Raw genomic sequence first — 20958 nt, forward strand, 5'->3', positions numbered from 1 at the left:
CGGAGGCGGCGAGGAGCCGGCCTGGGCCGTCAGGCCGACAGTCGCGAGACGGCGTGCCATCCCACGCGGTTCGCCAGGCCCACCGCTGCCAGCTGCGAGGACACCTCCAGCTTGGCGAGGATCGACTTGACCTGGGTGCGCACGGTCGCCTCCGAGACGACGCTCAGCGCCGCGATCTCGCGCACCTGACGACCCTTCATCAGGTGCACGAGGACCTCCTGCTCGCGCTTGGTCAGCAACATCAGCCGGGCGACCATCGCCTCGCGCTCCTGCCGCTGCTCGTGCCAGAGCCGGAGCAGCTCCTCGCGCTCGGTCCTGTCCATCACGGGAAGGCCCTGGTTGATGCGGCGGACGACGGACAGGACGTCGTTGAGCGCCATCGTCTTCGGCATCGCCTTGCGCGCTCCGTACCGCAGGCACTCGCCCCAGCGCGACCGGTCAGCGGACCCGGTGACGACCACCACCTGGGCGCCGGCGGTCGCCAGCGGCGCGATCAACCGGGTCCCGTCGTTGTGCTCGCCGAGGTCCAGGTCGAGCAGCACGATCCGCGGCCGGGTCCTGATCGCCGCTGCCAGCAGCCCGTTGAGCGATCCCGCTGTCTGCGGCTGGGGCAGGCGTCGCACGTCGTACCCCTCCAGGGAGAGGGCGAGCTCCATCGACTCCGCGAACAGGGCGTGGTCGTCGATGATCAGGACGCGGACCTCGCTGCGTGCCATCGTCTGCGTCACGACCGCTCCTCCGCGGGCAGGCCCAGCACGAACGTCGCACCGGGGGCTTCGGAGTCGATCAGCCTGAGGTAGCCGCCCAGGTCCTGGATCAGCTGCTGGGCGACGTTCAGGCCGATCCCCTGGCCGTGCGATCCCTGACCACGCGCCCCCCACTCGAAGATCCGGGAGCGGACCGCGCTCGACACCCCCGGTCCGGTGTCGGAGACCACGACCTCGATGACGTGGTCGACACGACGCGTCTCGACGGACGCGCCCGCGCCGCCCGCGTGCTGGATGGCGTTCTCGAGAAGGACGTTGACCACCTCTGCGACCTGGTCGGAGCGGGCGATCGCCCGGTCGCCGCCCGGACTCCACCGGATCGGGTATCCGCGGGTCCGGTGGCGCAGCACGATGGGTTCGATCGTCGCATCGATGTCCACAGGCGCGACTGGGCCCGTGGCACCGTCGGTGAGGAGTCGTTGCAGGCGTCCCATCTCGGCGTCGACCATGCTCTCGAGCTTGCGCCGATGGGTCGGCGACACCGACGACTCGTGATGGAGGAGCCGGGAGGCGGCTCCCAGGCCGGAGATCGTGGCGCGCAGCTCGTGCAGCCGAGCCTGCTCGACGCGGGCGCCGGCCTCGGCCTCCTCGAGCTTGCTCCGGAGCGTCTCGAGCGCCGCGCGGTTGTCCGACCACGAGGACCGGAGCAGCGCGAGGGCCAGCGTCAGCAGGGTGGTCGCGCCGAGCAGGGTCGCGAAGATGGCGACGCTGCTCTCGACCACGCCGCGCGGGGCAGGGTAGGCGGCGACGTGACCCACGCCCAGGAGTGTCAGCGCGATGGTCAGCCGGACCCGCACCCACCGGGGCGCGACGGCCAGGGTGAAGACCGCCACCACGATCGCCACGTCCACGACCAGCACGACGGCGGTGAGGGCGTTGACCGCTGTGGGCGAGAGGTGCGCGGGCGCCGTGTAGTTGACCAGCACGTAGCGGGTCACGACGACCACGCCGCCCAGCACCGTCCCGGCGAGCAGGGGATCCACGCGGAGCCGGTGGTGGCGGGCGAGGAGCGCGACCGCGAGCAGGATCGCCGCGAGCAGGATCTGGCTGAGGAGGAGCCGGACCGGGTGGCTCTCGACCACCTTCGGGTGGGCCACGATCGAGCCTGCCAGAGCGAGGGACTGGACGGCGACGGCGACGAGCGCCAGGACCAGCCAGCTCGCTCGGCCGCCGGTCAGCCTCCAGTGCAGGTAGAGGAGGAGCGCGGCGAGCACCTCCACGGCCGCGGTGACGACCACCGCCGCCGCGGCGAAGTCGCTCGCGTCCTGGTAGCCCCCCACCACCAGGGGGAGGACCAGCAGTGGTGTCACCACCGTCGCAAGCGCGGGGGCGAACCAGTCGCCCCCGCGGACGAACCGCAACCGCCAACCACGCTCCATACTTCCCCGCTCCCCCTTGTCCCGAGCCCCCCACGGGCGACGGCCCTGCATGCGTACGTCCTGCCGACGCGGCGCCTCGGCGCGACGACGCCCCGATCGCTCCCAGCCCTGCTCAGCGGCCGCCGAGGCCCGGAGCCTTACCCCCGGACCCTGGCCTTGCGCACTTGTCGAGATTCGTCCCATACCCACAGCCGGAGTATTTTGCGCCCACCGCGACCGTCTGGGCAGTTCGGGGTTCTTTACCCCAATTTGGTGAGGGAGAATCCGGACCGAATCGTCCGGAAGAGTTGAATTGTCGAGTTAATGACATGACTGTGATCCCGGCATTCGTGCGTCGTCCATGGTCCCCTTAGTCTCGCAGTTCCCCGAGGTCAGGGGCTCGAAACTCCAAAAGAACTGCATTCCCGGGATAGCCGGGGGAGGGACTTCACCCGAAAGTATGAGGCGCCGCCGAAAGTGTGGAGGAGTCAATTAAAGACGAATGCAGTCCGCCCGTTTGCCGGGTCGGATCCCCAATTATGGGCGGATTAGCGCCCCGGAACGCATCGGATGTCGATTCACCGTCACGATCCACCTCGATGGTCCAGTCAGAAGGGCGCCCCGGCGGGCGCCCCACGTCAGCCTCACCCGGAGCCGTGCGCACTCGCGACCACCGCTCGGGGCGGTCGGCCGCGCCCTCGGCCGCGCCGTCGGTCGTGGTCACCTGCGAGCTCACGCTCGTCGCGCAGACGGTCGCCGCCGCCCTGGGGCATCGCGGCGTCCCGACCACGTCGGTCCCGTGGTGGATGCTCGCGGCTTCGCTGCGCACCGGCAGGAACGACCTCGTGGACCCCGCGCTGCTCCGGCGTGCCGACGTCGTCCTGCTCATCGGCGACCTCGCCTCGGGGTCCGTGCTGCGCGACATGCGCGAGCTGGGGCCCGCCTGTCGGCGGCCGTGGGTGGTGATGTCCGACGCGGCCGAGGGGCCGGAGTGGGGCGGCGCCCTCGAAGCCGGTGCGCGCGCCGTGCTCCCGGGCTCGACCTCGTTGGCCGGCATGGTGGAGGCGCTCCAGGTCGTGGCCCGTGGAGGAACGCCGCTCACCGCCCGGAAGCGCGCCGACCTCGTCCACAGCTGGCGCAGGCTGGACGAGCGGCGCCACGAGCTGCGTGATCGGCTGCAGAGTCTCAGTCCTCGCGAGGAACAGGTGCTGGGGATGCTCTACGAAGGCACGACCGTCAGTGAGATCGCCGGTCGCCTCGCCGTCTCCGAGACCACCGTACGCAGCCAGGTGCGGGCCGTGCTCCGCAAGCTCGGCGTCGACTCCCAGCTGGCGGCCGTCGCGGCCCTCAGGGAGCTCCGGCAGGCCGGTGAGGGGCACTGAGCCTGGTCCTCAGCCTGCCGCCGGCGATCTCCGCCTGCTGCACACCACCACCCGGGAGCGCGGGTTGCGTTGCGGACGCTCCGCCGTGCAGCCGGGCCCACCGCGGGCGGGGCGGCGGCGCCGGGCAGACCGGCGGGGCGGACTCCCAGGGCCGCCGGGGCGTCCAGTCGAACCAGGTGCGCAGCTCGCGGTTCCAGCGGTTCGCCGGCAGTGCGGGATCCAGCACCGCCATGCCGACGCAGTACTTGCTGAGCCGTACCGGGCGGCGTCCTTCCGCGATGAGCAAGCGGTCGAGCCGGGACAGCGCGCCGCGGGTCTTCGACTCCACGACCACCAGCCGGTCAAGCGGACCGTAGGAACATCCGCGTCGGTCCTCGAAGCGCAGGTCGAGGTCGCAGGTCATCCGCGCGTCGCCGTCGACCAGCGTCGTCCGGAGGTAGGTCGTCGTCAGCACCGGTTCCAGGAGTGCCGCGCTGACGGCCTCGCCGACCCAGTCGCCGGCCAGCACCCGGGCAGAGCGATCCAGACGGTGACGGTCGTCGAGGGGGTACGGGTAGCGCTCCTTCACGGTCTCGCCGCGCCTGCCGACGCGCTTGAACTCCAGCTGGCAGTCGCCGGTGTCCAGGTAGGCCCGGGTGCGCACCTTCACCCGTCCGGGCCGGTCGTGCGCGTGCTGGTGGTACGTCGCCCGGTCCGGCGTGTCGAAGTAGATCGACTCGTACCGGAACAGGCGACGCCCTCCGATCTCGAGCACCGAGAAGTGGCCGGCCACCTGCTCGAGCACCGCCGCGAACACGTCGAGCGGGACCAGGTACTTGCGGTCGACGCGTGTCTGCAGCGCTGCGCTGGCCAGCACCTCCTCGAGGGTGACGGGGGCCAGCCGCGCGAGGGTCTCCTCCACGCCGCCCCGGGTGGACATGCCCGTCACCGTCGCTCGCCGGAGAGCGTCGTCCCGACGTGGTCGGGGGTGATCAACGTGGCCACCCCGTTCCTGACCGCCGCGTGGTGGCCGCCCGGCCGGTAGCGGACGTCGACGAGGGTGACGTCCCGCACGAGGTCGACCTCCTGCACGATGAGGTGGCGCACGTCGTACCCCAGCCGGGTCTCGATGTGGGCCCGCAGGACGGCCTCGTCGGCGATGGCCGAGTCCAGCGTCAGCAGCTGGCGCCGACTGCGGGGGAGGAGCCGAGGGTGGTCCGCGACGTACATGACGAGGACGAGGAGCCCGATGAGGAGCGGTGCCACGTAGGACGGGCTCGTCGGGACGCCCGCGAGGAGGCCGAGCGCCAGCGCCACGAAGTAGTACGCGATCTCCTCCTGGGTGATGCTGTCCGAGCGCAGCCGGATGATGGAGAGGATGCCGAACAGCCCGAGGCCGAGACCTGCACCGACCGAGGCGGACGTCAGGGTCGTCGTCACGCTGAGGATGCCGACGTTCAGCGCGAGGTAGGCGAGCACGAGGTCCCGGCGTTGGTGTCGTCGGAAGTACATCGTCGTCACGAGGACGATGGCGACGACGTCGCAGGCGATGAGCACGATCTGTTGTGGCACGGGTGTCCGCCTCTCTCTGGTTCCCGGGTCGATGGATCAGGACGCCTGCCGCAGCACGATCGTCCACATGGTCGCGGCGCCCGACGCCGCGTCCGCGGTCGCGGTCACGCCGGCGTAAGTACCGCCCGGCACCGGACCCGCGGAGTCGGCCAGGACGCTGCAGACGTGCCCGGCATTGGCTCCGCACGAGGTCTGGCGCGACGTGACCGTCGGCGGCAGCGCGAAGGCCGTGGTCGCCGAGGACTTGTCCGCCCAGTACGACACCACCCAGTCGCCGGAGGCCGCATCGAGTGCGGGCGTGGTGTGAGCGGTACGGACCGCCGTCTCGGCCGCCCGGTCGATCCTGGGCTCCAGGGTGTCGCCGGAGTAGGCAGCGACCGTCAGGGTGTACTTGGCCGCGGCGTCCATCGAGAACCGGACGGTCCGCCCCGCGTCGCCGGCCTGTGCGGTCCGGGAGTACATCAGCGTCCGCATCGTCCCCGAGGTCACGCCGTCGACCAGGGTCCAGCCGGTCACGCCGGTCGGGTCCCCCACGACCCGCGTCGCGTCGTTCAGACTCAGGACCATCAGGAGACGGTCGCCCGCCTGGGTCCCGGCAGGCACGACGGCGTTCGGCGTGGAGACGTTGCCCTGGTTGGCGGTCGACCCCACGGCCGCGATCGGTCTGGCCGCGACCGGCGCGACCGCCCGGGTCGCGGACCCCTGGCCTCCGTCGTTGTCGGTCACGGTGAGCGTCACGGTGACGCTTCCCCCCGCCGCGTAGGCGTGGTCGACCGAGGCACCGCTGCCGTCGGTCGCACCATCACCGAAGTCCCAGGCGTAGGACGACAGGGTCCCGTCACTGTCGGACGACCCGCTCGCGTCGAAGTGGCACCGGACGAATGTGCAGTCCACGGTGAACGCCGCGGTGGGCGCGGCGTTGTTCCGCACCACCACCACCGTGCGGGTCGACGACCCGGTGACGCCCTCGTCGTCGGTGACGGTGAGGACGACGTCGCGCGACCCCGAGGTTCCGAAGTCGTGCGTGGCGGTCGACCCGTCCGCTGCCTGTCCATCGCCGAAGTCCCAGTGGTAGGAGACGATCGAGCCGTCCGGGTCCGCCGACGTCCGGCCGTCGAAGTCGCAGACGGTGCCGTCGCAGCTGGAGGTCCAGGCGGCGGTCGGTGCCTGGTCGGGGGCGACCGTCCGGAGCACGATCGACCAGGTCGTCGCGGTGGCGTTCGCGGTGTCCGCGGTCGCCGTGAGACCGCCGTACGACCCGGTGGGCACGGCGCCTCCGGAGTCGGCGAACGTGCTGCAGATGTGCCCGGAGGACGTTCCACAGCCGGCGTTGCGGGGGGTCACCCCGGCAGGCAGGATGAAGCCGGTGGTCGCCGCGGACTTGTCCGCCCAGTACGACAGCACCCACGAGCCCGCCGGTGCGTCGACCGTCGGGGTGGTGTGGGAGGCCCGGTTCACGGTCTCGGCGAGGTCGGCGTGGACCAGCGCACCGGGCCGGACGCCGGAGTAGTCGGCCACCGTCATCGTGTACTTGGCGGCGAGGTCGAGCCCGACGGTGACCTTCTTCCCGGCGTCGCCGGCCGTCGCGATCTTCGTGTAGACGCGCGTCTGCATGCTGCCCGACGTCGTGGTGCCGAGCACCGTCCAGTCCGTCACGCCGGTGGGCGCCGCCAGAACCCGGTTGCTCGCGTTGAGGGACAGCACCAGCACGAGTCGGTCGCCGGCGGCGGTCGCCGCCGGGGTCGTGACGTTCGGGGTGGTGGTGTTGCCCTGGGTGACCGCTCCGCCGACGTACGAGACGGTGCTGGCTTCGGGGGCGGCGACGACGTCCTGGCGCGACGACGCGTCGTCCGTCGCGTGCTGGTCGTCGGTGACCACGAGCGTGATGGTGTACGTGCCGGGCACGGCGTAGCGGTGGTCCGCCGTGCTGCCGGTCCCGGTCGTCCCGTCGCCGAAGTCCCAGGCATAGTCGGTCACGGTGCCGTCGACGTCGCTCGATGAGGATGCGTCGACGTGGCAGTCGAGGTAGTCGCAGTGGGTCGTGAAGGCGGCCGTCGGCGGCTCGTTGGGCTTGACGACCGACACCTGGTGGGTGACCGAGGAGGTCAGGCCACCGTCGTCGGTGACGGTGAGCGTCACGTCGTACGAGCCGGTGGCCGGGAAGTCCTCCTGCGGGCTCGGCCCGCCGCCCTCCCCGCCGTCGCCGAACGTCCACTCGTACGACGTGATCGTGCCGTCGCCGTCGCGCGAGCCGCCGGCGTCGAACGTGCACGACAGCGCGGCGCAGCTCGAGGTGAAGGCGGCCGAGGGCGCCACGTTCGGGAGCACCGACGCGAGGAACGTCGCCCGGCCACGCCAGTCGGTCGTCGCGTTCGCGACCGAGGACGTCCCGCTCGGTGCGCCGGCGGTGAAGGGGATCCGGAGCAGCTGTCCGTTGGTGCCGTTGACCACGTACAGCGTGCTGCCGTCGAGGAACATCCCCTTCGCGCTGCTCCAGGTGATGTTGCCGCCGGAGACGGTGTTCTCGATGCCGCCGACGATGCCGCTGTCGGGCGAGAACCACCGCCAGAACAGCGAGTTCTGGCCGCTCCGGGTGTAGTACATCCGGCCGTTGGCGTAGAACATCCCGGTGACGCTGCTGAGCTGGGTGTACCAGGTGGGCAGCACGCCGGTGTAGGTCTGGCCGGCCGGCCCGCTGCCCGTCTCGACGGTGTTCCACAACGGGTCGATGTACGGGTTCACCGGTGTCGGGTCGCCGAAGCTGGTGCCGTTGAACGACCGCCGGTAGAGCATCCCGTCGGTCTGGCCGTAGTACAGCGTGCGGCCGATCATCGCGGCGTTGCGCACGTTGCTCCAGTCGAAGGTGCCGGTGCTGACGTCGCCGCGCGACCGCACCGTGGTCCCGTCGAAGTCGACCACGCTGGCCCGGGTCGCGTTGGACCCGGCCGTGGTGTTGACGATCTCGATCGCGTTGACCACGGGGTTGCCCGTGACGTGGGTGAAGTCGACGTTCACCGTGCCGTCGCTGGTGATGTCGAACGACTTCATGGTGCCCTTGTTGACGCCGGGGTCGGCGTTCGGGTCGTAGTTCGCGAGCTTGGTGACCCCGTCGATCAGGACGTTGAACCGGCGGGTGGCGCTCGACCGGCTGGCGAAGAACAGGTGCACCTGCGTGCTGGTCCCTGCGGCGACCGGGAAGCTCCACTGCATCTCGTTGCCGCCCGTTGGGTCGTTCCGCTCGGACGTCCAGATCCCCAGGGGTGTCGACGCCGGGACGTTGACCAGGCTCGCGGCGGTCAGCGCGGTCTGCGTCGCCGCCGTGCTGCCGGTGTTGTGGAGCGAGCTGGGGGCCGCGGTCGTGTCCGCGCTCCAGTCCGGCCCGTTGTCGGTCGAGGCGATCGCTGCGCCGCCGGCGTCGACCCGGTAGAGCACGTTGCTGGACGCCAGGGGGGCGCCGACGTACACGTTGCCGGGCAGCGTGCCCGTGCTCTTCGACGCGGTGTTGTACCCCTCGCTGTAGGGGAAGAAGGCCAAGCGCGGGCGCTGGTAGCGGCGGTTCCCGACCCAGTCGGTGTCGCTCACGATCCACACGCCGGCGTCGGTCTCGTAGATCTCGTACGCCGCCTCGCCGCGCGGGTTGCGGCCCGGGTTCCACCGCAGCGGGATCCCGGTCTGCGGGTCCAGCGCCACCAGGCCGGGCCGGGGAACGGCGCCCTGTGCGGCCCTGTCGGAGCCGTTGGGGTTGTTCATCCAGCGCTCGTGCCCGCCGACGTACACCGCCGACTGGGTCACCTCGACGCCCCAGAGCGTGTCGCCGCCTGAGGTGTCGGTCCACGTCGGGGTGAGCGCGGTGCCGCTCGCGTAGGTCTCGAACCGCGCGGCGGTGTCGCACAGGGTGCCGCTGTGGGGCCCGCCGGTCGCTGCGATCACGAAGAAGGACCCGTCCGGTGACATCTCCACGTCGCGCACGTAGCTGTCGAAGGCCGACGGGGAGCAGATGGGGGTGTAGAGCGTCGTGTTCCAGGTCGCCGACACCGCGGCCGTGGCGCCGGTCAGGTCGATCATGACCACCTGGTCGCGGGCCAGCCCGCCGACCGTCCGGAAGTTTCCGACGACGATCAACCGGTCGCCCGCCGGGGTGACACCCGACTCGCGAGGACCGACCGGTGCCTGCGCGCCGGATCCGGAGTTGTTGTGGTGGCCGGCCACCGCGATGTCCAGGAACGGGTCGAAGGCGCCCGTGGTCGCGCTCAGGGTCGCCAGCTGTCCGTGGGCCACGCCGCCGATCCGGTTGAAGAACCCGCCGATGAACAGCCGGTTGCCGGGGAGCAGCTCCATCGTCTCGATGCCGCCGTTCGTGCTCGGCGGCTTGAAGGTCGACACGGCCTGGCCGGTGTTGATGTCGAGCAGCTGGAGGTGGCTGGGACCCTTGCCGTTGATCTTGTCGAAGTCGCCCGCGACGTACACGGTGGAGTCGGTGGGTCCGGGCAGCAGCTGCTGGACCTGGCCGTCCACGGTCGGGTTGAAGGTCTGGCTGACGAGTCCGGTGGTGGCATCGAACGCGAAGAGGTTCTGCCGCGTGTACGGCGTGCCGTTCATCGGGTCGGTCACCTGCGTGAACAGGCCGCCGGCGACCATCGTGGTCCCGACCTGGACGATCTTGGTGACCTCGCCGTCGAGCACCCAGGGCGTCTTCTTGGTGGGAACGTCGCCCGGCATCCGGTCGGCGGACGGTGCCGCCGTCGCCGCGGCGGCCGTCGCTGCAGGCGCCACCCGTGCCGTCGCCGCGTCGGCCGGGCGCACGCCGATCGAGCAGATCGACAGGGCGAGCGCGAAGGCAGCCACGAGGACGAGAACGGTGCGTGAACGCATGGTGACTCCCAGTTGACGCGGACGGCGACTTCCTGACATCTCAGACCGCTTCGCCCTCTGTCGGGGGCTCCACGAGCCGGACTGCCCCGACTTTGGGGATGTCCGGGGCCTCGGTGAGGGCGGCCAGCGGACCTCGGGGTGCCCGCCAGCCGCCCGGCCGGTACGCCGGGTCCGCCACCTGCTCGGCCGTCGGCGACCCGAACGCCGGCAGCCCGGTCGACCGCCGCAGGGCGCCCCAGACGACCGGGAGGGCGAGTGCGACCAGGGCGCCGACGACCACCACGGCGACCGGGTGGGTGTCGTCCTCGCCGGCGCCCAGCGGTGCCCAGCCCGCCTTGTCCAGCAGGGCGACGCCCGACATCGTCAGCACGACGACGATGCCGCGCCGGATCAGTGACTGCGGCACCCGTGGTGCGATGAGGCTGCCGAGCACGGTGCCGGGCACGGATCCCAGGACCAGCGGGATCGTGATGCTCCAGGTGAGGCCGTGCAGCGCGATGTTCGAGATCGCGGCGGCCATCACCAGGGGCACCGCCTGGACGAGGTCGGTCCCGACCAGGCGGACCGCGGACAGTCCCGGGTACAGCATCAGGAGCGCGATCATGATGACGGAGCCGGAGCCGACGCTCGTGATGCCGACCAGCAGGCCGCCGGCGGCGCCGACCAGCACGGTGGGGAGCGGCCGGGGCCGCGGGGCCGCCGTGGCGACGCTTCGTCCGCTGCGGATCTGTCGCAGGTTGAGGTAGAGGCGCAGCGCGTAGGTCAGCGCCGCGAGGAGCAGCGCGAACCCGATGCAGAGCTTGAGCACCCGGTCCAGCTCGCCCGGCGGCGCCGCCCAATTGATGAGGAACGGCCCGGCGAGCGCCATCGGGACCGAGCCGAGCACGAGCCAGCCCGCCAGGGCCAGGTCGGGCGACCCCGTCCGGTGGTGGACGACGGCGCCGCCGGTCTTGTAGAGCGCGGCGGCCGTGAGGTCGGCCGTCACCACCGTCGGAGCGTTGCCGACGCCGAGGAAGATCAGCGCCGGCGTCATCAGGGCGCCGCCGCCCATGCCGGTGAGCCCGACGACGACGCCGACCAGGAAGCCGGCCGCGAGCACGGCGCCCGAGGTCGTGGCTACGTCTCCCATGGCTGCCTCCCGTCTCCCCAGCCGTCCGGCCGGATCGGACGCCATCAGACCCGTCGGGCGGGCGCTCACCGTGGGCCTCCGGGGCAATTCCCCGAATTCGGGGATAGCCCGCCGACAACCCCCGAACCCCTCCGCGAAGTTGCCTAGGTTCCATCGCAGGCCACAGGCGCCACCCCCCGGACGGGGAGCGCGCCACGAGCACGTCCCGAGGGAGCGCAGTGATGATGGGTTCAACAAGCAGCCGCCGGATCCGGAGCAGGATCGCGGCCCTGGTCGCGCTCGCCGTGACTGCCGCCCTCCTGGTGGTCGGCTTCGCAGCCGCCCCCGCGACGGCGGTGGACACCATCTCGTTCCGCGCGGGGACCCAGGCGACGTTCAACCAGCCCACGGCCCGGGTGACGATCCCGGCGACCGTGCGGGCGGGCGACGTCATGCTGCTCTTCGTCACCAGCAACAAGGCGCTGGCGTCGGTCACGACGGACCCCGCCGGCTGGACCCGGCTGGGGACCAGGCTCGCCAGCACGGACACCGAGACGATCCTCTACACCCGGGTCGCCGTGGCGAGCGACGCCGGCAAGAACGCCGCCGTCGCCTTCTCGGCGACCACCAAGTCGGCGATCAGCCTGGTCGCGTACGACGGTGCCGCCCCCGAGTCACCGGCCTTCGCGTCCGCGGCGGAGACCGTCAGCCGGGCGACGCACACCACGCCCGGCGGGTCGGTCGCCTCGGCCGGCTCCTACGTCGTGTCGTACTGGGCGGACAAGTCGTCCTCGCTCACCACCGGCTGGACGACCCCCTCCGGTCAGACCCAGCGCAGCATCGCCCTCGGCACCGGCGCCGGCCGGATCACCTCGATGACGACCGACCCGGGCGCTCCCTCGGCTGTCGGGTCGAGCGCCGGGGTCACCGCGACCGCCGCCGTCGCCAGCGCCAAGGCGACCATGTGGACGGTCATGCTGCGGCCGGACCCGAACGCCGACCCGAACGTGGCGCCGGTCGCCGCCTTCACCACCAGCTGCCCCCAGGCCACGTGCACGGTCGACGCGTCCACCTCCACGGACACCGCTCCCGGCACCATCGCCTCCTACGCGTGGGACTTCGGTGACGGCGCGACGGGCACCGGCCGGACGACGACGCACACCTACGCCACCTCGGGCACCCAGACGATCTCCCTCGTGGTCACCGACGACCAGGGCGCGCAGTCGACCACGGTGAGCCACACGGTCACGGTCACCGCGTCGACGAGCACGGGGGTCCCGGGACACACCCACCTGGTCCCGGACAAGCCCCGCACCAACACGCCGATCATCGCCAACGGCGAGATCTGGGACATCGAGGTCGTGCCGAGCCTGAACCGGGTCTTCATCGCCGGCAGCTTCACGTCCATCCAGAACAACTCGGGGACCAACACCCAGACGTACAACCAGGCGGGCCTGGCGAGCTACAACTACCAGACCGGCCTGGTCGACGCGTCGTTCCGCCCGACGTTCAACGGCGGCGTCGCCGCGGTCGAGGCGACGCCGGACGGCAGCAAGCTGTTCGTGGGCGGCGACTTCAACACCGTCGGTGGCGCGGCCGCGCAGAAGGTGGCCAGCCTCAACCTGACGACCGGTGCGCCCCTCGCGAGCTTCGACTTCACCAAGAACACGAACAACCAGGTCACCGCCCTGGCCGCCAGCAACTCGACGCTGTACGTCGGCGGCCGGTTCACCCGCATCAACGGCGCGGTCAAGAGCGCGCTCGCGGCGGTCAACACGGCATCGGGCGCGGTCGACGCCGGCTTCACCAACGACATCACCGGGGGGATCGGCGTCAACGGGGCCCTCGGCGTGCCGCAGCTCAAGCTCACCCATGACGGCAGCAAGCTGCTCGTCGTGCACACCGGCCGGCAGATCAACGGCCAGGACCGCTACGGCATGGGCATCATCGACACCGCGACCAAGCAGCTGCTGCCCTGGCGCAGCCGCCTCTGGGACGACAACCTGGCTCGAGTGGGTGGCGTCACGCGCATCTACAACGGCGACATCTCGCCGGACGACTCCTACTTCGTGGTGACCAGCGGGTCCGGAGGTGACGCGCCGCCGATCAGCGACACGGCCATCGCCTTCCCGCTCACGGGCAGCGCGCTGCAGAACTCCGACGTGCAGCCGCTCTGGATCGCCCGGCACTTCGACAGCATCTACTCGGTGGCGATCACCGAGCAGGCCGTCTACCTCGGCGGGCACTTCCAGTTCATCGACTCCCCGTCGGCGGACCTGCCGTACCCGGGCCTGCAGAACGTCGGCTACGGCACCGGCCAGGGGCTGGCCGGCTACGGGCTCGGCGACCAGGTCGTACGGCGGGACCACATCGCCGCTGTCTCGCCCGCCACGGGTCGGGCGCTCGAGTGGAACCCCACCGGCGGGTCGAACTCGTTCGAGGGCAACAAGGCCATGGAGGCCACGCCGCGCGGCCTGTTCATCGGCGGTGACGGCATGTTCCAGGGCGGCGTCCGCACCGGCCGGGTGGGCTTCTACGACTTCAACAGCGTGACGTACCCGCCGGCACTGCCGGACACCACCATCACGGCGCCGATCGAGGGACGTGTCGTCGCCAACAACACGCCGTTCACCATCACCGGCACCGCCCGGGTGACCAGCGGCACGGTCGGTCGCGTCCAGGTCCAGATCCAGGACCGGGACAGCAGCCAGTACCTCGCGGCGGACAACACCTGGACCAGGACGGCGACCACGGTCAACGCCACGCTCGACCCGGGCACCGGCACGACCCGGAGCTGGCACCTCGACAACCGGCTCGTGACGACCAACCGCAACATGCTGGTCTCCGCGCAGGCGTTCACCGCGGCGACTGGCGGCACGGGCGACAGCACGAAGGCGACCAAGAAGTTCGAGTCGTTCGGTGTCGACGACCAGACCCCGACCACCAACATCACCGGACCGTCGGGTGTCCAGACGTCGACCACCTTCACCGTGACCGGCACCGCGGTCGACGACAAGGGCGTCAACTCGCTGACGTACTGGTTCCGCGACGACCAGGAGCGCTACCTCCAGGACGACGGGACCGTGAGCCCGATCTACAACACCTTCCGCGGCACGCCGGACGTGATCGGGGCGACCAACGCGACGTGGTCCTACGAGGTGACGCTGCCGCACGAGGGCGTCTGGCGTGGCAGCGCGACCGCGATCGACACGACGGGACAGTCCGACCTGCGCAGCGCGACCCGTGACTGGACCGTCGACTCCAACGCCGTCGCCCCGAGCGTGACGATCAACCAGCCGGCGGCGATGACCCCGCCGTTCACGGTCCCGCCCGTGACGGTCGAGCCCGGCGGCAAGCTCACCTTCGCCGGCACGGCCGCCGACGACGAGGGGCTGAAGAACGTCGAGATCACGCTGCGCAACAACAGCACCGGCGAGCGGCTGAGCAACGACGGGACGTGGGGCACGTCGGTCACGGCCGGCAGCTACCGCATCTCGCCGGTGGACATCAGTGGCTCGACGTACAACTGGAGCTACACGACGCCGTTCAACCTGTCGCCGGGCAGCTACTCGTTCACCGTGCGGGCGACCGACGACAGCGACCTCACGACGGCCTCGGCGAACCAGGGCAGGCTGACGGTCAACGCCCAGATCTCCGGTGACCTGCCCCCGGACACGACCATGGCGTTCACCGCGCCGACCGACGAGTCCCTGGGAATCAGCCTCTCGGGCACCGCCACCGACGACAGGGGCGTGGCCAGCGTCAAGGTGTCCCTGCAGGACCGCGACACCGGTCGCTACCTGCAGCCGGACGGATCCATGGCCGCAGCTGTGGCGTCGCTCAACGCGACCCTGGCGAACCCGGGTGCGACCAGCACCAGCTGGACGCTCGCCCGGACCCTGCCCACCCAGGGCAACTGGACGTTCACGGCCGTGGCCGTCGACTCGGCCGGCCAGCAGGACCCGTCGACCACCGGCGCCACCGCGACCTACGCGGCCTACCCGAACGACGGTGCTCCCGCGCTGAGCGACACGCTCGGGCAGCCGCAGAGCGGCGCGACCTTCAACAGCGGCACGATCGTGGTCACCGGCCGGGCGGAGGACGCGGCGGACGCCTACGCGAGCATCGCGTCGGTCCAGGTCGGCGTCGTGAACGCCGCCGGCCAGTGGATGAGCTCGACGGGCACGTTCACCAGCACGACCGCGAGCTACCGCACCGCGTTCCTCAACAGCCCGGGCAGCGCCGGGTCGAACTACTCGTACACGACGCCGGTCATCCCGGCCGGCACCTACACGGTGCGGGTCCGCCCGGTCGACGTCCACAACCAGATCGGCACGGAGCGGATCTCCACCGGGATCGTGGTCAGCCAGCCCTCGAACAACCCGCCGGTGGCCAGCTTCACCTACACCTGCAACAAGAACGTGTGCACGTTCGACGGCCGCGGGTCGACGGACGAGAACACCGCGTCACTGACGTACTCCTGGAACTTCGGCTCCCAGGGGACCGCCACCGGGCCGCTCCCGACCAAGACGTTCACCGCCCCGGGCACCTTCCCGGTCACCCTCACCGTGACCGACGAGTGGAAGGCGACCAACACCTCGGCGGCGCAGAACGTCACGATCACCGAGCCCTCGGGCAACAGCGCTCCGGTGCCGACGTTCGCCCAGAGCTGCCAGGGCCTCACCTGCGCGGTGAGCAGCCAGGGCACCACGGACCCGAACACCGGCGACGTCATCAACTACTCGTGGAACTGGGGTGACAACACGACGCCGAGCACCGGCGCCTCGCCGGCCGCGCACGTCTACGCCGGCGCCGGTACCTACACGATCACGCTGACGACGACGGACGGCTGGGGCAAGGCCGCGTCCACCTCGAAGACCTTCACCCTCTCCGAGCCGGCGGGCAACAGCGCGCCGCACGTGGAGTTCACGACGAGCTGCACGTCGTTCACCGTGTGCCAGATGAACAGCTCGGGGACCGCGGACGCCGAGGGCGATGCGATCACGTACTCCTGGAACTGGGGAGACGGCACGACGCCGACCACCACGGCGAGCCCGGCCCACACCTACGCGACGGCGGGGACCTACACGGTCGCCCTCACCGTCACCGACGTGTGGGGCAAGGCCACCACGGTGTCGCACGACGTGACCATCACCGAGCCGGCGAGCAACAACGCGCCGACCGCGGTCATCGCCTCGGGGACGTGCTCGACCCTCACCACCTGCGTGATGAGCGCCACCGGGAGCAGCGACCCCGACACGGGCGACGGCATCCGCAACTACGTGTGGAGCTGGAGCGACGGCACCGCCGACACGACGGGTACGTCGGCCAGCCAGTCGCACGTCTTCCCCGTCGCGGGCACCTACACGGTGACGCTGAAGGTGCTCGACAAGTGGGGCCGGAGCAGTGCGCCGGTCACGCAGAGCGTGACGACGCTGGCCGAGCCGGCCGGCAACAACCCGCCGACGGTGGTGTTCGCGACGCCGACCTGCACCGGGCGCACCTGCTCGGTGAGCGCCGCGGGCACGACCGACAGCGACGGCGGCATCCGCAGCTACACCTGGAAGTGGGGTGACGGGTCGGCCGACACGGTCGGCACCGGCACCACGTCGTCGCACAGCTACACCGCCGCCGGGACCTACACGATCACGCTCGTCGTGACCGACAACTGGGGCCGGACGAGCTCGGCCACCCGGCAGGTGACGGTGACCTGAGGGAACGCGCGCGCGAGGGGTCGCGGCCGACCGGCCGCGGCCCCTCGTCAGTGCCCGCACCGTGCGCCACGTCACACGCCGGGGCGACCCTCCGACGTCCGCGGAGCCGACTTCGCTACGGTGAGCGCCCGTGGAGACGATTTCTCGGAGCCCCCTCGACCGCCGCAACGCCCTTCGCCTCGGCGCCCTCCTGGGCGCCGCCGGCACGCTGACCGCCGCGACGACGTCCGGACCGCTGCCCCCGGCGGCGGCGGCGACCGCCACCCGGCAGCGGCAGGGCCGGCCGCGCCGACTCGGTCCCCGGCCTGTCATCCGGTCCGGGACGACCCTCATCGGGATGAGTGCACCGGCCGATGCCTGGCACCGGCGGGTCCGGGAGGTCGGCCACGGCCTCGGTGCCCGGCGGATCTACGCCGACCTCGCGGACGGTGCGGACAGCCAGCTCAAGCTCGTCGAGCAGGCCCACGACGCCGGCCTGCTCCCGGTCATCTCCTACAAGGTCGGCGGTGACGCCGCGGGGGCGGTGAGCGGCAGGTACAACGCCGTGGCCGAGCGCGCCGCGGCCCGACTGGCGTCGTACGACCTGGCGACGGCCGTGTCGTTCTGGCACGAGCCGTACGGCGACCTGACCGGCGCCGAGTACGCCGCCGCCAGCAAGCAGCTGCTGCCCGCCTTCCGGCGGGGCCGGCTCAAGGTCGGGCCGATCCTCAACGGCTGGTTGCTGGACAACCAGAAGGGCGTGTTCGCGTCGTACTGCCCCGACGACCTGTTCCACCTCTGGGACTGGTTCGGCATCGACACCTACGAGTCGGGTACCCGGACGAGTCCCGGCGACCGGAAGCCTGCCGAGCGCGTCGCCGCGCTATCGGACTACCTGGCTGCGCGCGGCCACCGGAGGATGCCCCTCGGTGTCGCCGAGTACAACGGCTACAGCGCCCGGTCGATCGCGGACATGGGCGAGGCGCTCCTGGCGACGCGGAACGTGTGGTTCGGCTGCGTGTGGAACTCGACCGGGGGCCGGGGCTGGACGCTCAGCGGCGACCGGCTCGCCGCGTTCCGCGACACGCTGGCCGACCCCCGCTGCGCCTGACCGCCGGGCCGGAGTCCCGGCCCGGTCGGCCTGGCGTCAGCGGGGGACGATGTTGGTGGAGCGGGCGGATCGTGGGCTGGTGCCGACGGCGTTGATGGCGACGACTTCGAAGCGGTAGTTGCCGGCGGTGAGGGTGAAGGAGCGTTGCCGGACGCTGGCGCCGAGGATGGGTGAGGTCGTGGTGGACACGACGGTGGCGTCGGCGGCGGAGGAGCTCATGCGCAGGGCGTAGACCTGGTAGCCGGTGATGGGTGAGCCGCCGGTGCTGGTCGGGGCGGACCATCGGGCGATGGCGGTCAGGGAGCCGCCGGCGGCGCCCTGGCTGGGGGTGCCGATGATCGGGGCGCTGGGGACGGTGGTGGCGGCCGGGGTGACGGTGTTGGAGGAGCTGGAGTAGGTGCCGGTGCCGGCGCTGTTGGTGGCGGCGACCTGGAAGTGGTAGGCGGTGCCGTTGGTGAGGCCGGTGACGGTCAGGCTGGTGGCGCTGCCGCCGGTGGGGCGCAGGACGCCGACCTGCTGCTCGGCGCTGTTGAGGACCTTGACCGAGTAGCCGGTGATGGCCGAGCCGCCGTCGTCGGTCGGGGCGGTCCAGCGGACGGTGGCCGAGGCGCTGCCGGCGGTGGCGGTGCCGATGGTGGGGGTGCCGGGGGCGGTGACCGTGGGGGCGCCGGTGGTGGAGCCGGGGGTGCCGGAGCCGGTGGAGAGCTGCCAGTTGGCGGGGTCGTTGTTGTCGGCGGTGAGGTTGGTCAGCTCCAGGGACTGGCCGGTGGTGGAGGTCGGCCAGCCGGTGCCGCCGTAGCTGACGGTGTCGGCGGTGGTGCCGTCGGGGCGGGTCAGGGTCAGGGTGCCGCTGGGGGCGAGGTTGTTGTCGTAGCGGTCGCCGACGAAGACGGTGGAGCCGTAGGTGCTGCGGAAGGTCGGGTCGTCGCTGATGAAGGTCATCGTGGCGTGCGGCAGGATCACGGTGCCGGGCTGGATGGTCAGGGCGATGCCGCCGGCCAGGTTCCAGCCGGACAGGTCGATGGCCTGGTTGCCGGGGTTGTAGAGCTCGACGAACTCGGCGTCGTCACCGGCGGTGGGGGAGTGCTGGATCTCGTCGATGACCATGTCCGGCGCGGCCGGCTGGTTCCCCGGCACCCGCGAGTCCGACGCGAACACCGTCCGGCGATCAGCGATCCCCTTGAACAGCCTGCTGCGCTGCGTGGTGTAGCTCTCCGTCTCGTCGTAGACCCAGGTGGCGAAGTCCTGCGCGATGTCCGGCTGGGCGACGCCGACGACGGTGTCGTACAGCGACTCCATCCGATTCGGGGCCAGGATGTCGTTGACCAGCGTGCGCAGCCGCCGGAAGTACATGTCCTTCAGTTGGGGGGTGGCCAGCAGCGCCTCCATGATCGGGTTGATCCGGTCCCCGGGTTCGGCCGGAGTCACGAAGTTGCTGGTGACGAAGCAGCACATGTTGCCCAGGGTGTGGTCGAGGTCCCAGGGCAGCATCGACCACCGGCCGGTGTCCGGGTCCTGGGCGAGGTAGAAGTTCTTGGTCGACGAGTCGACGTGCTTGAGGATGGCGGTCACGGCCGCGTAGTTGACCATCTGGGGCAGGTCCGCGTTGGCCAGCATGTAGTCGCGCTCGGCCGTGCCGGTGAGGTTCACGCCGTTCAGGAAGCTCTGCAGCGGTGCGTAGTCGTTGTCGTCCGGCGCCTTCTTCTCGAAGCGCCGGTTCGCGAGCGGCACGGTGCTGTCGAAGGCGTTGATGTTGGCCTTGAAGAACTGGTTGTCGTCGTAGCCCTCGCGCTTGCGCCAGGTCCCGTCGTACAGGTCCAGGTAGTTGTAGACGCCCTGGAACGCGCCGTTGCGCTGCGTCCGGACGGGGAACACCTGCGTGTTGATCACGCCGGCACGCCGGAACGCGTCGAAGCTGAGGAGTGAGCGGCCGTGGGAGACGTCGCTGTAGTCGGCCTGCATGGCGAACTCGTCGACCGGCTCGGCCAGGAGGCTGCCCATGTCGAGGTCGTGGTTCTTCGGCATCTGGAAGGCCCAGTTGGGCTTCGGCGTGTCCTGCGAGCCCTGGCCGCGGATGTTGACCTGGACGTTGTCGTAGACGGTGTCGCCGTAGGCGAGCACTGCGGAGCGGGTGATGTCGGCGGTGGGGTTGCCGGTGATGGCGGTGTAGTCGGCGTCGGCGATGAACCAGCGGAAGACCGGGAGTGCGGACGTCACGTTGTCCTGGGCCACGACGCCGCGGTAGTTGATGGTGTCGTCGGCGCGGGGGACGCGGCTGGTGGTGACGGCGTTGGTGGCTTCGACGCGGTATCGGATCAGGTGGCCGGCGGCGACGCCGGGGATGGTGGCGGTGAAGGTGTCGCCGCTGGTGTTGGTCATCGCGATGGTCTGCTCGGCGTTGAAGTCGGCGCGGTAGCGCAACGCCGGGGCGCTGGTCTGGCCGGTGACGGTCGCGGTGATGGTGACGGCCTGGTTCGCGGCGGGGCTGGTGGTGCTGGGGGTGACGCCGGTGATGCGGGGACCCAGGCCGGTGCGGCGCACGGAGTTGGCGGCGCCGGGGGTGCGGCCGGCGGTGTTGGTGGCGGCGGCCCAGTTGAGGAAGTCGTTGTTCTCCAGGGTGGGGTCGATCAGCTCCAGGGAGGGGCCGGTGCCGTCGGCCGTGACCGGCCAGGGGTCGTCGGTGCCGTAGGCGACGGTGTCGATGATGGTGCCGGTGTTGTCCTTGAGCGAGATCGTCTCGCCGCTGTTGGACAGGTTCCCGCCGTAGCCGGCGTTGGCGGCGCGGCCGTAGGTGGTCTGGTACTGCGTGACGTCCTTGGCGACCACGAAGTAGCCCCCTGCGGGGATGGAGGACCCGGCCGGGAGGGTCAGGGTGATGCCGCTGAAGACCCACCCGGACAGGTCGACCGCGGTGGTGCCCCGGTTGTACAGCTCGAGGTAGTCATCGCCGTCCAGATCGGAGACGGCGTGGTACATCATCTCGTTGATCACCACGTCGCTCGGCGCGGCCGAGGCCGGTGATGCCGTGCCCAGCTGGAGCATGGCAGCAACAGTGGCCGTGGCGGCGAGCGCCGCCAGGACGGTGGAGTTCCTGCGCATGGTTCACCTCAGTGGGG

At 71.1% G+C, this 20958-nt stretch carries 10 protein-coding genes; 3 read left to right on the plus strand and 7 right to left on the minus strand.

The genetic code is table 11. The annotated features are described in order from the left end of the window. Positions 1-29 precede the first annotated feature (29 nt). Positions 30-728, minus strand: coding sequence for a response regulator (locus ACVW2K_RS07420; protein ID WP_457202065.1), 699 nt, complete (start codon positions 726-728; stop codon positions 30-32). Continuing rightward, positions 725-2080 (minus strand): sensor histidine kinase, encoded by a 1356-nt coding sequence (locus ACVW2K_RS07425; protein ID WP_457202066.1) that lies wholly within the window; start codon positions 2078-2080, stop codon positions 725-727. The genes ACVW2K_RS07420 and ACVW2K_RS07425 overlap by 4 nt, the downstream gene beginning before the upstream one ends. A gap of 701 nt (positions 2081-2781) precedes the next feature. Between ACVW2K_RS07425 and ACVW2K_RS07430 the strand changes: the two genes are divergently transcribed. Beyond that, complete coding sequence (locus ACVW2K_RS07430; protein WP_457202067.1) at positions 2782-3507, plus strand: LuxR C-terminal-related transcriptional regulator; 726 nt, start codon at positions 2782-2784, stop codon at positions 3505-3507. Here the strand turns inward: ACVW2K_RS07430 and ACVW2K_RS07435 are convergent. Genes ACVW2K_RS07435 through ACVW2K_RS07450 form a run of 4 tightly spaced genes read right to left on the minus strand, consistent with a single transcriptional unit; the run spans position 3473 to position 11059 of the window. Next, on the minus strand, positions 3473-4426 hold the full coding sequence (locus tag ACVW2K_RS07435) for a polyphosphate polymerase domain-containing protein (protein WP_457202068.1): 954 nt from the start codon (positions 4424-4426) through the stop codon (positions 3473-3475). The two genes, ACVW2K_RS07430 and ACVW2K_RS07435, sit on opposite strands and share 35 nt — an antisense overlap. A gap of 5 nt (positions 4427-4431) precedes the next feature. Next, positions 4432-5058, minus strand: a complete 627-nt coding sequence (locus ACVW2K_RS07440; RefSeq protein ID WP_231496134.1) for a DUF4956 domain-containing protein — start codon at positions 5056-5058, stop codon at positions 4432-4434. Between the two features lie 36 nt (positions 5059-5094). Continuing rightward, complete coding sequence (locus ACVW2K_RS07445) at positions 5095-9930, minus strand: PKD domain-containing protein (protein WP_457202069.1); 4836 nt, start codon at positions 9928-9930, stop codon at positions 5095-5097. Positions 9931-9970: 40 nt separating this feature from the next. Then, positions 9971-11059, minus strand: coding sequence for a sulfite exporter TauE/SafE family protein (locus tag ACVW2K_RS07450; protein ID WP_081790281.1), 1089 nt, complete (start codon positions 11057-11059; stop codon positions 9971-9973). A 221-nt stretch (positions 11060-11280) separates the two neighbouring features. Here ACVW2K_RS07450 and ACVW2K_RS07455 point away from each other — a divergent pair, with 221 nt between their 5' ends. Both ACVW2K_RS07455 and ACVW2K_RS07460 read left to right on the plus strand, forming a co-directional pair. Beyond that, entirely contained in the window at positions 11281-16752 is a 5472-nt protein-coding gene (locus tag ACVW2K_RS07455) for a PKD domain-containing protein (protein WP_457202070.1), read from the plus strand. A gap of 130 nt (positions 16753-16882) precedes the next feature. Continuing rightward, the gene (locus ACVW2K_RS07460) at positions 16883-17842 is read left to right on the plus strand and encodes a hypothetical protein (RefSeq protein ID WP_457202071.1); all 960 of its coding nucleotides are present in this window, start codon (positions 16883-16885) and stop codon (positions 17840-17842) included. A gap of 36 nt (positions 17843-17878) precedes the next feature. Here ACVW2K_RS07460 and ACVW2K_RS07465 read toward each other — a convergent pair whose 3' ends face one another. Continuing rightward, complete coding sequence (locus tag ACVW2K_RS07465; protein ID WP_457202072.1) at positions 17879-20941, minus strand: lamin tail domain-containing protein; 3063 nt, start codon at positions 20939-20941, stop codon at positions 17879-17881. Positions 20942-20958: the final 17 nt, after the last annotated feature.

The sequence above is a fragment of the Nocardioides sp. HB32 genome (genome assembly GCF_054058995.1).

Coding starts and splice junctions, on each gene's coding strand:
- ACVW2K_RS07435 (WP_457202068.1), bottom strand. CDS start 4,426: ATGTCCACCCGGGGCGGCGTGGAGGAGACCCTCGCGCGGCTGGCCCCC.
- ACVW2K_RS07445 (WP_457202069.1), bottom strand. CDS start 9,930: ATGCGTTCACGCACCGTTCTCGTCCTCGTGGCTGCCTTCGCGCTCGCC.
- ACVW2K_RS07450 (WP_081790281.1), bottom strand. CDS start 11,059: ATGGGAGACGTAGCCACGACCTCGGGCGCCGTGCTCGCGGCCGGCTTC.
- ACVW2K_RS07455 (WP_457202070.1), top strand. CDS start 11,281: ATGATGGGTTCAACAAGCAGCCGCCGGATCCGGAGCAGGATCGCGGCC.
- ACVW2K_RS07465 (WP_457202072.1), bottom strand. CDS start 20,941: ATGCGCAGGAACTCCACCGTCCTGGCGGCGCTCGCCGCCACGGCCACT.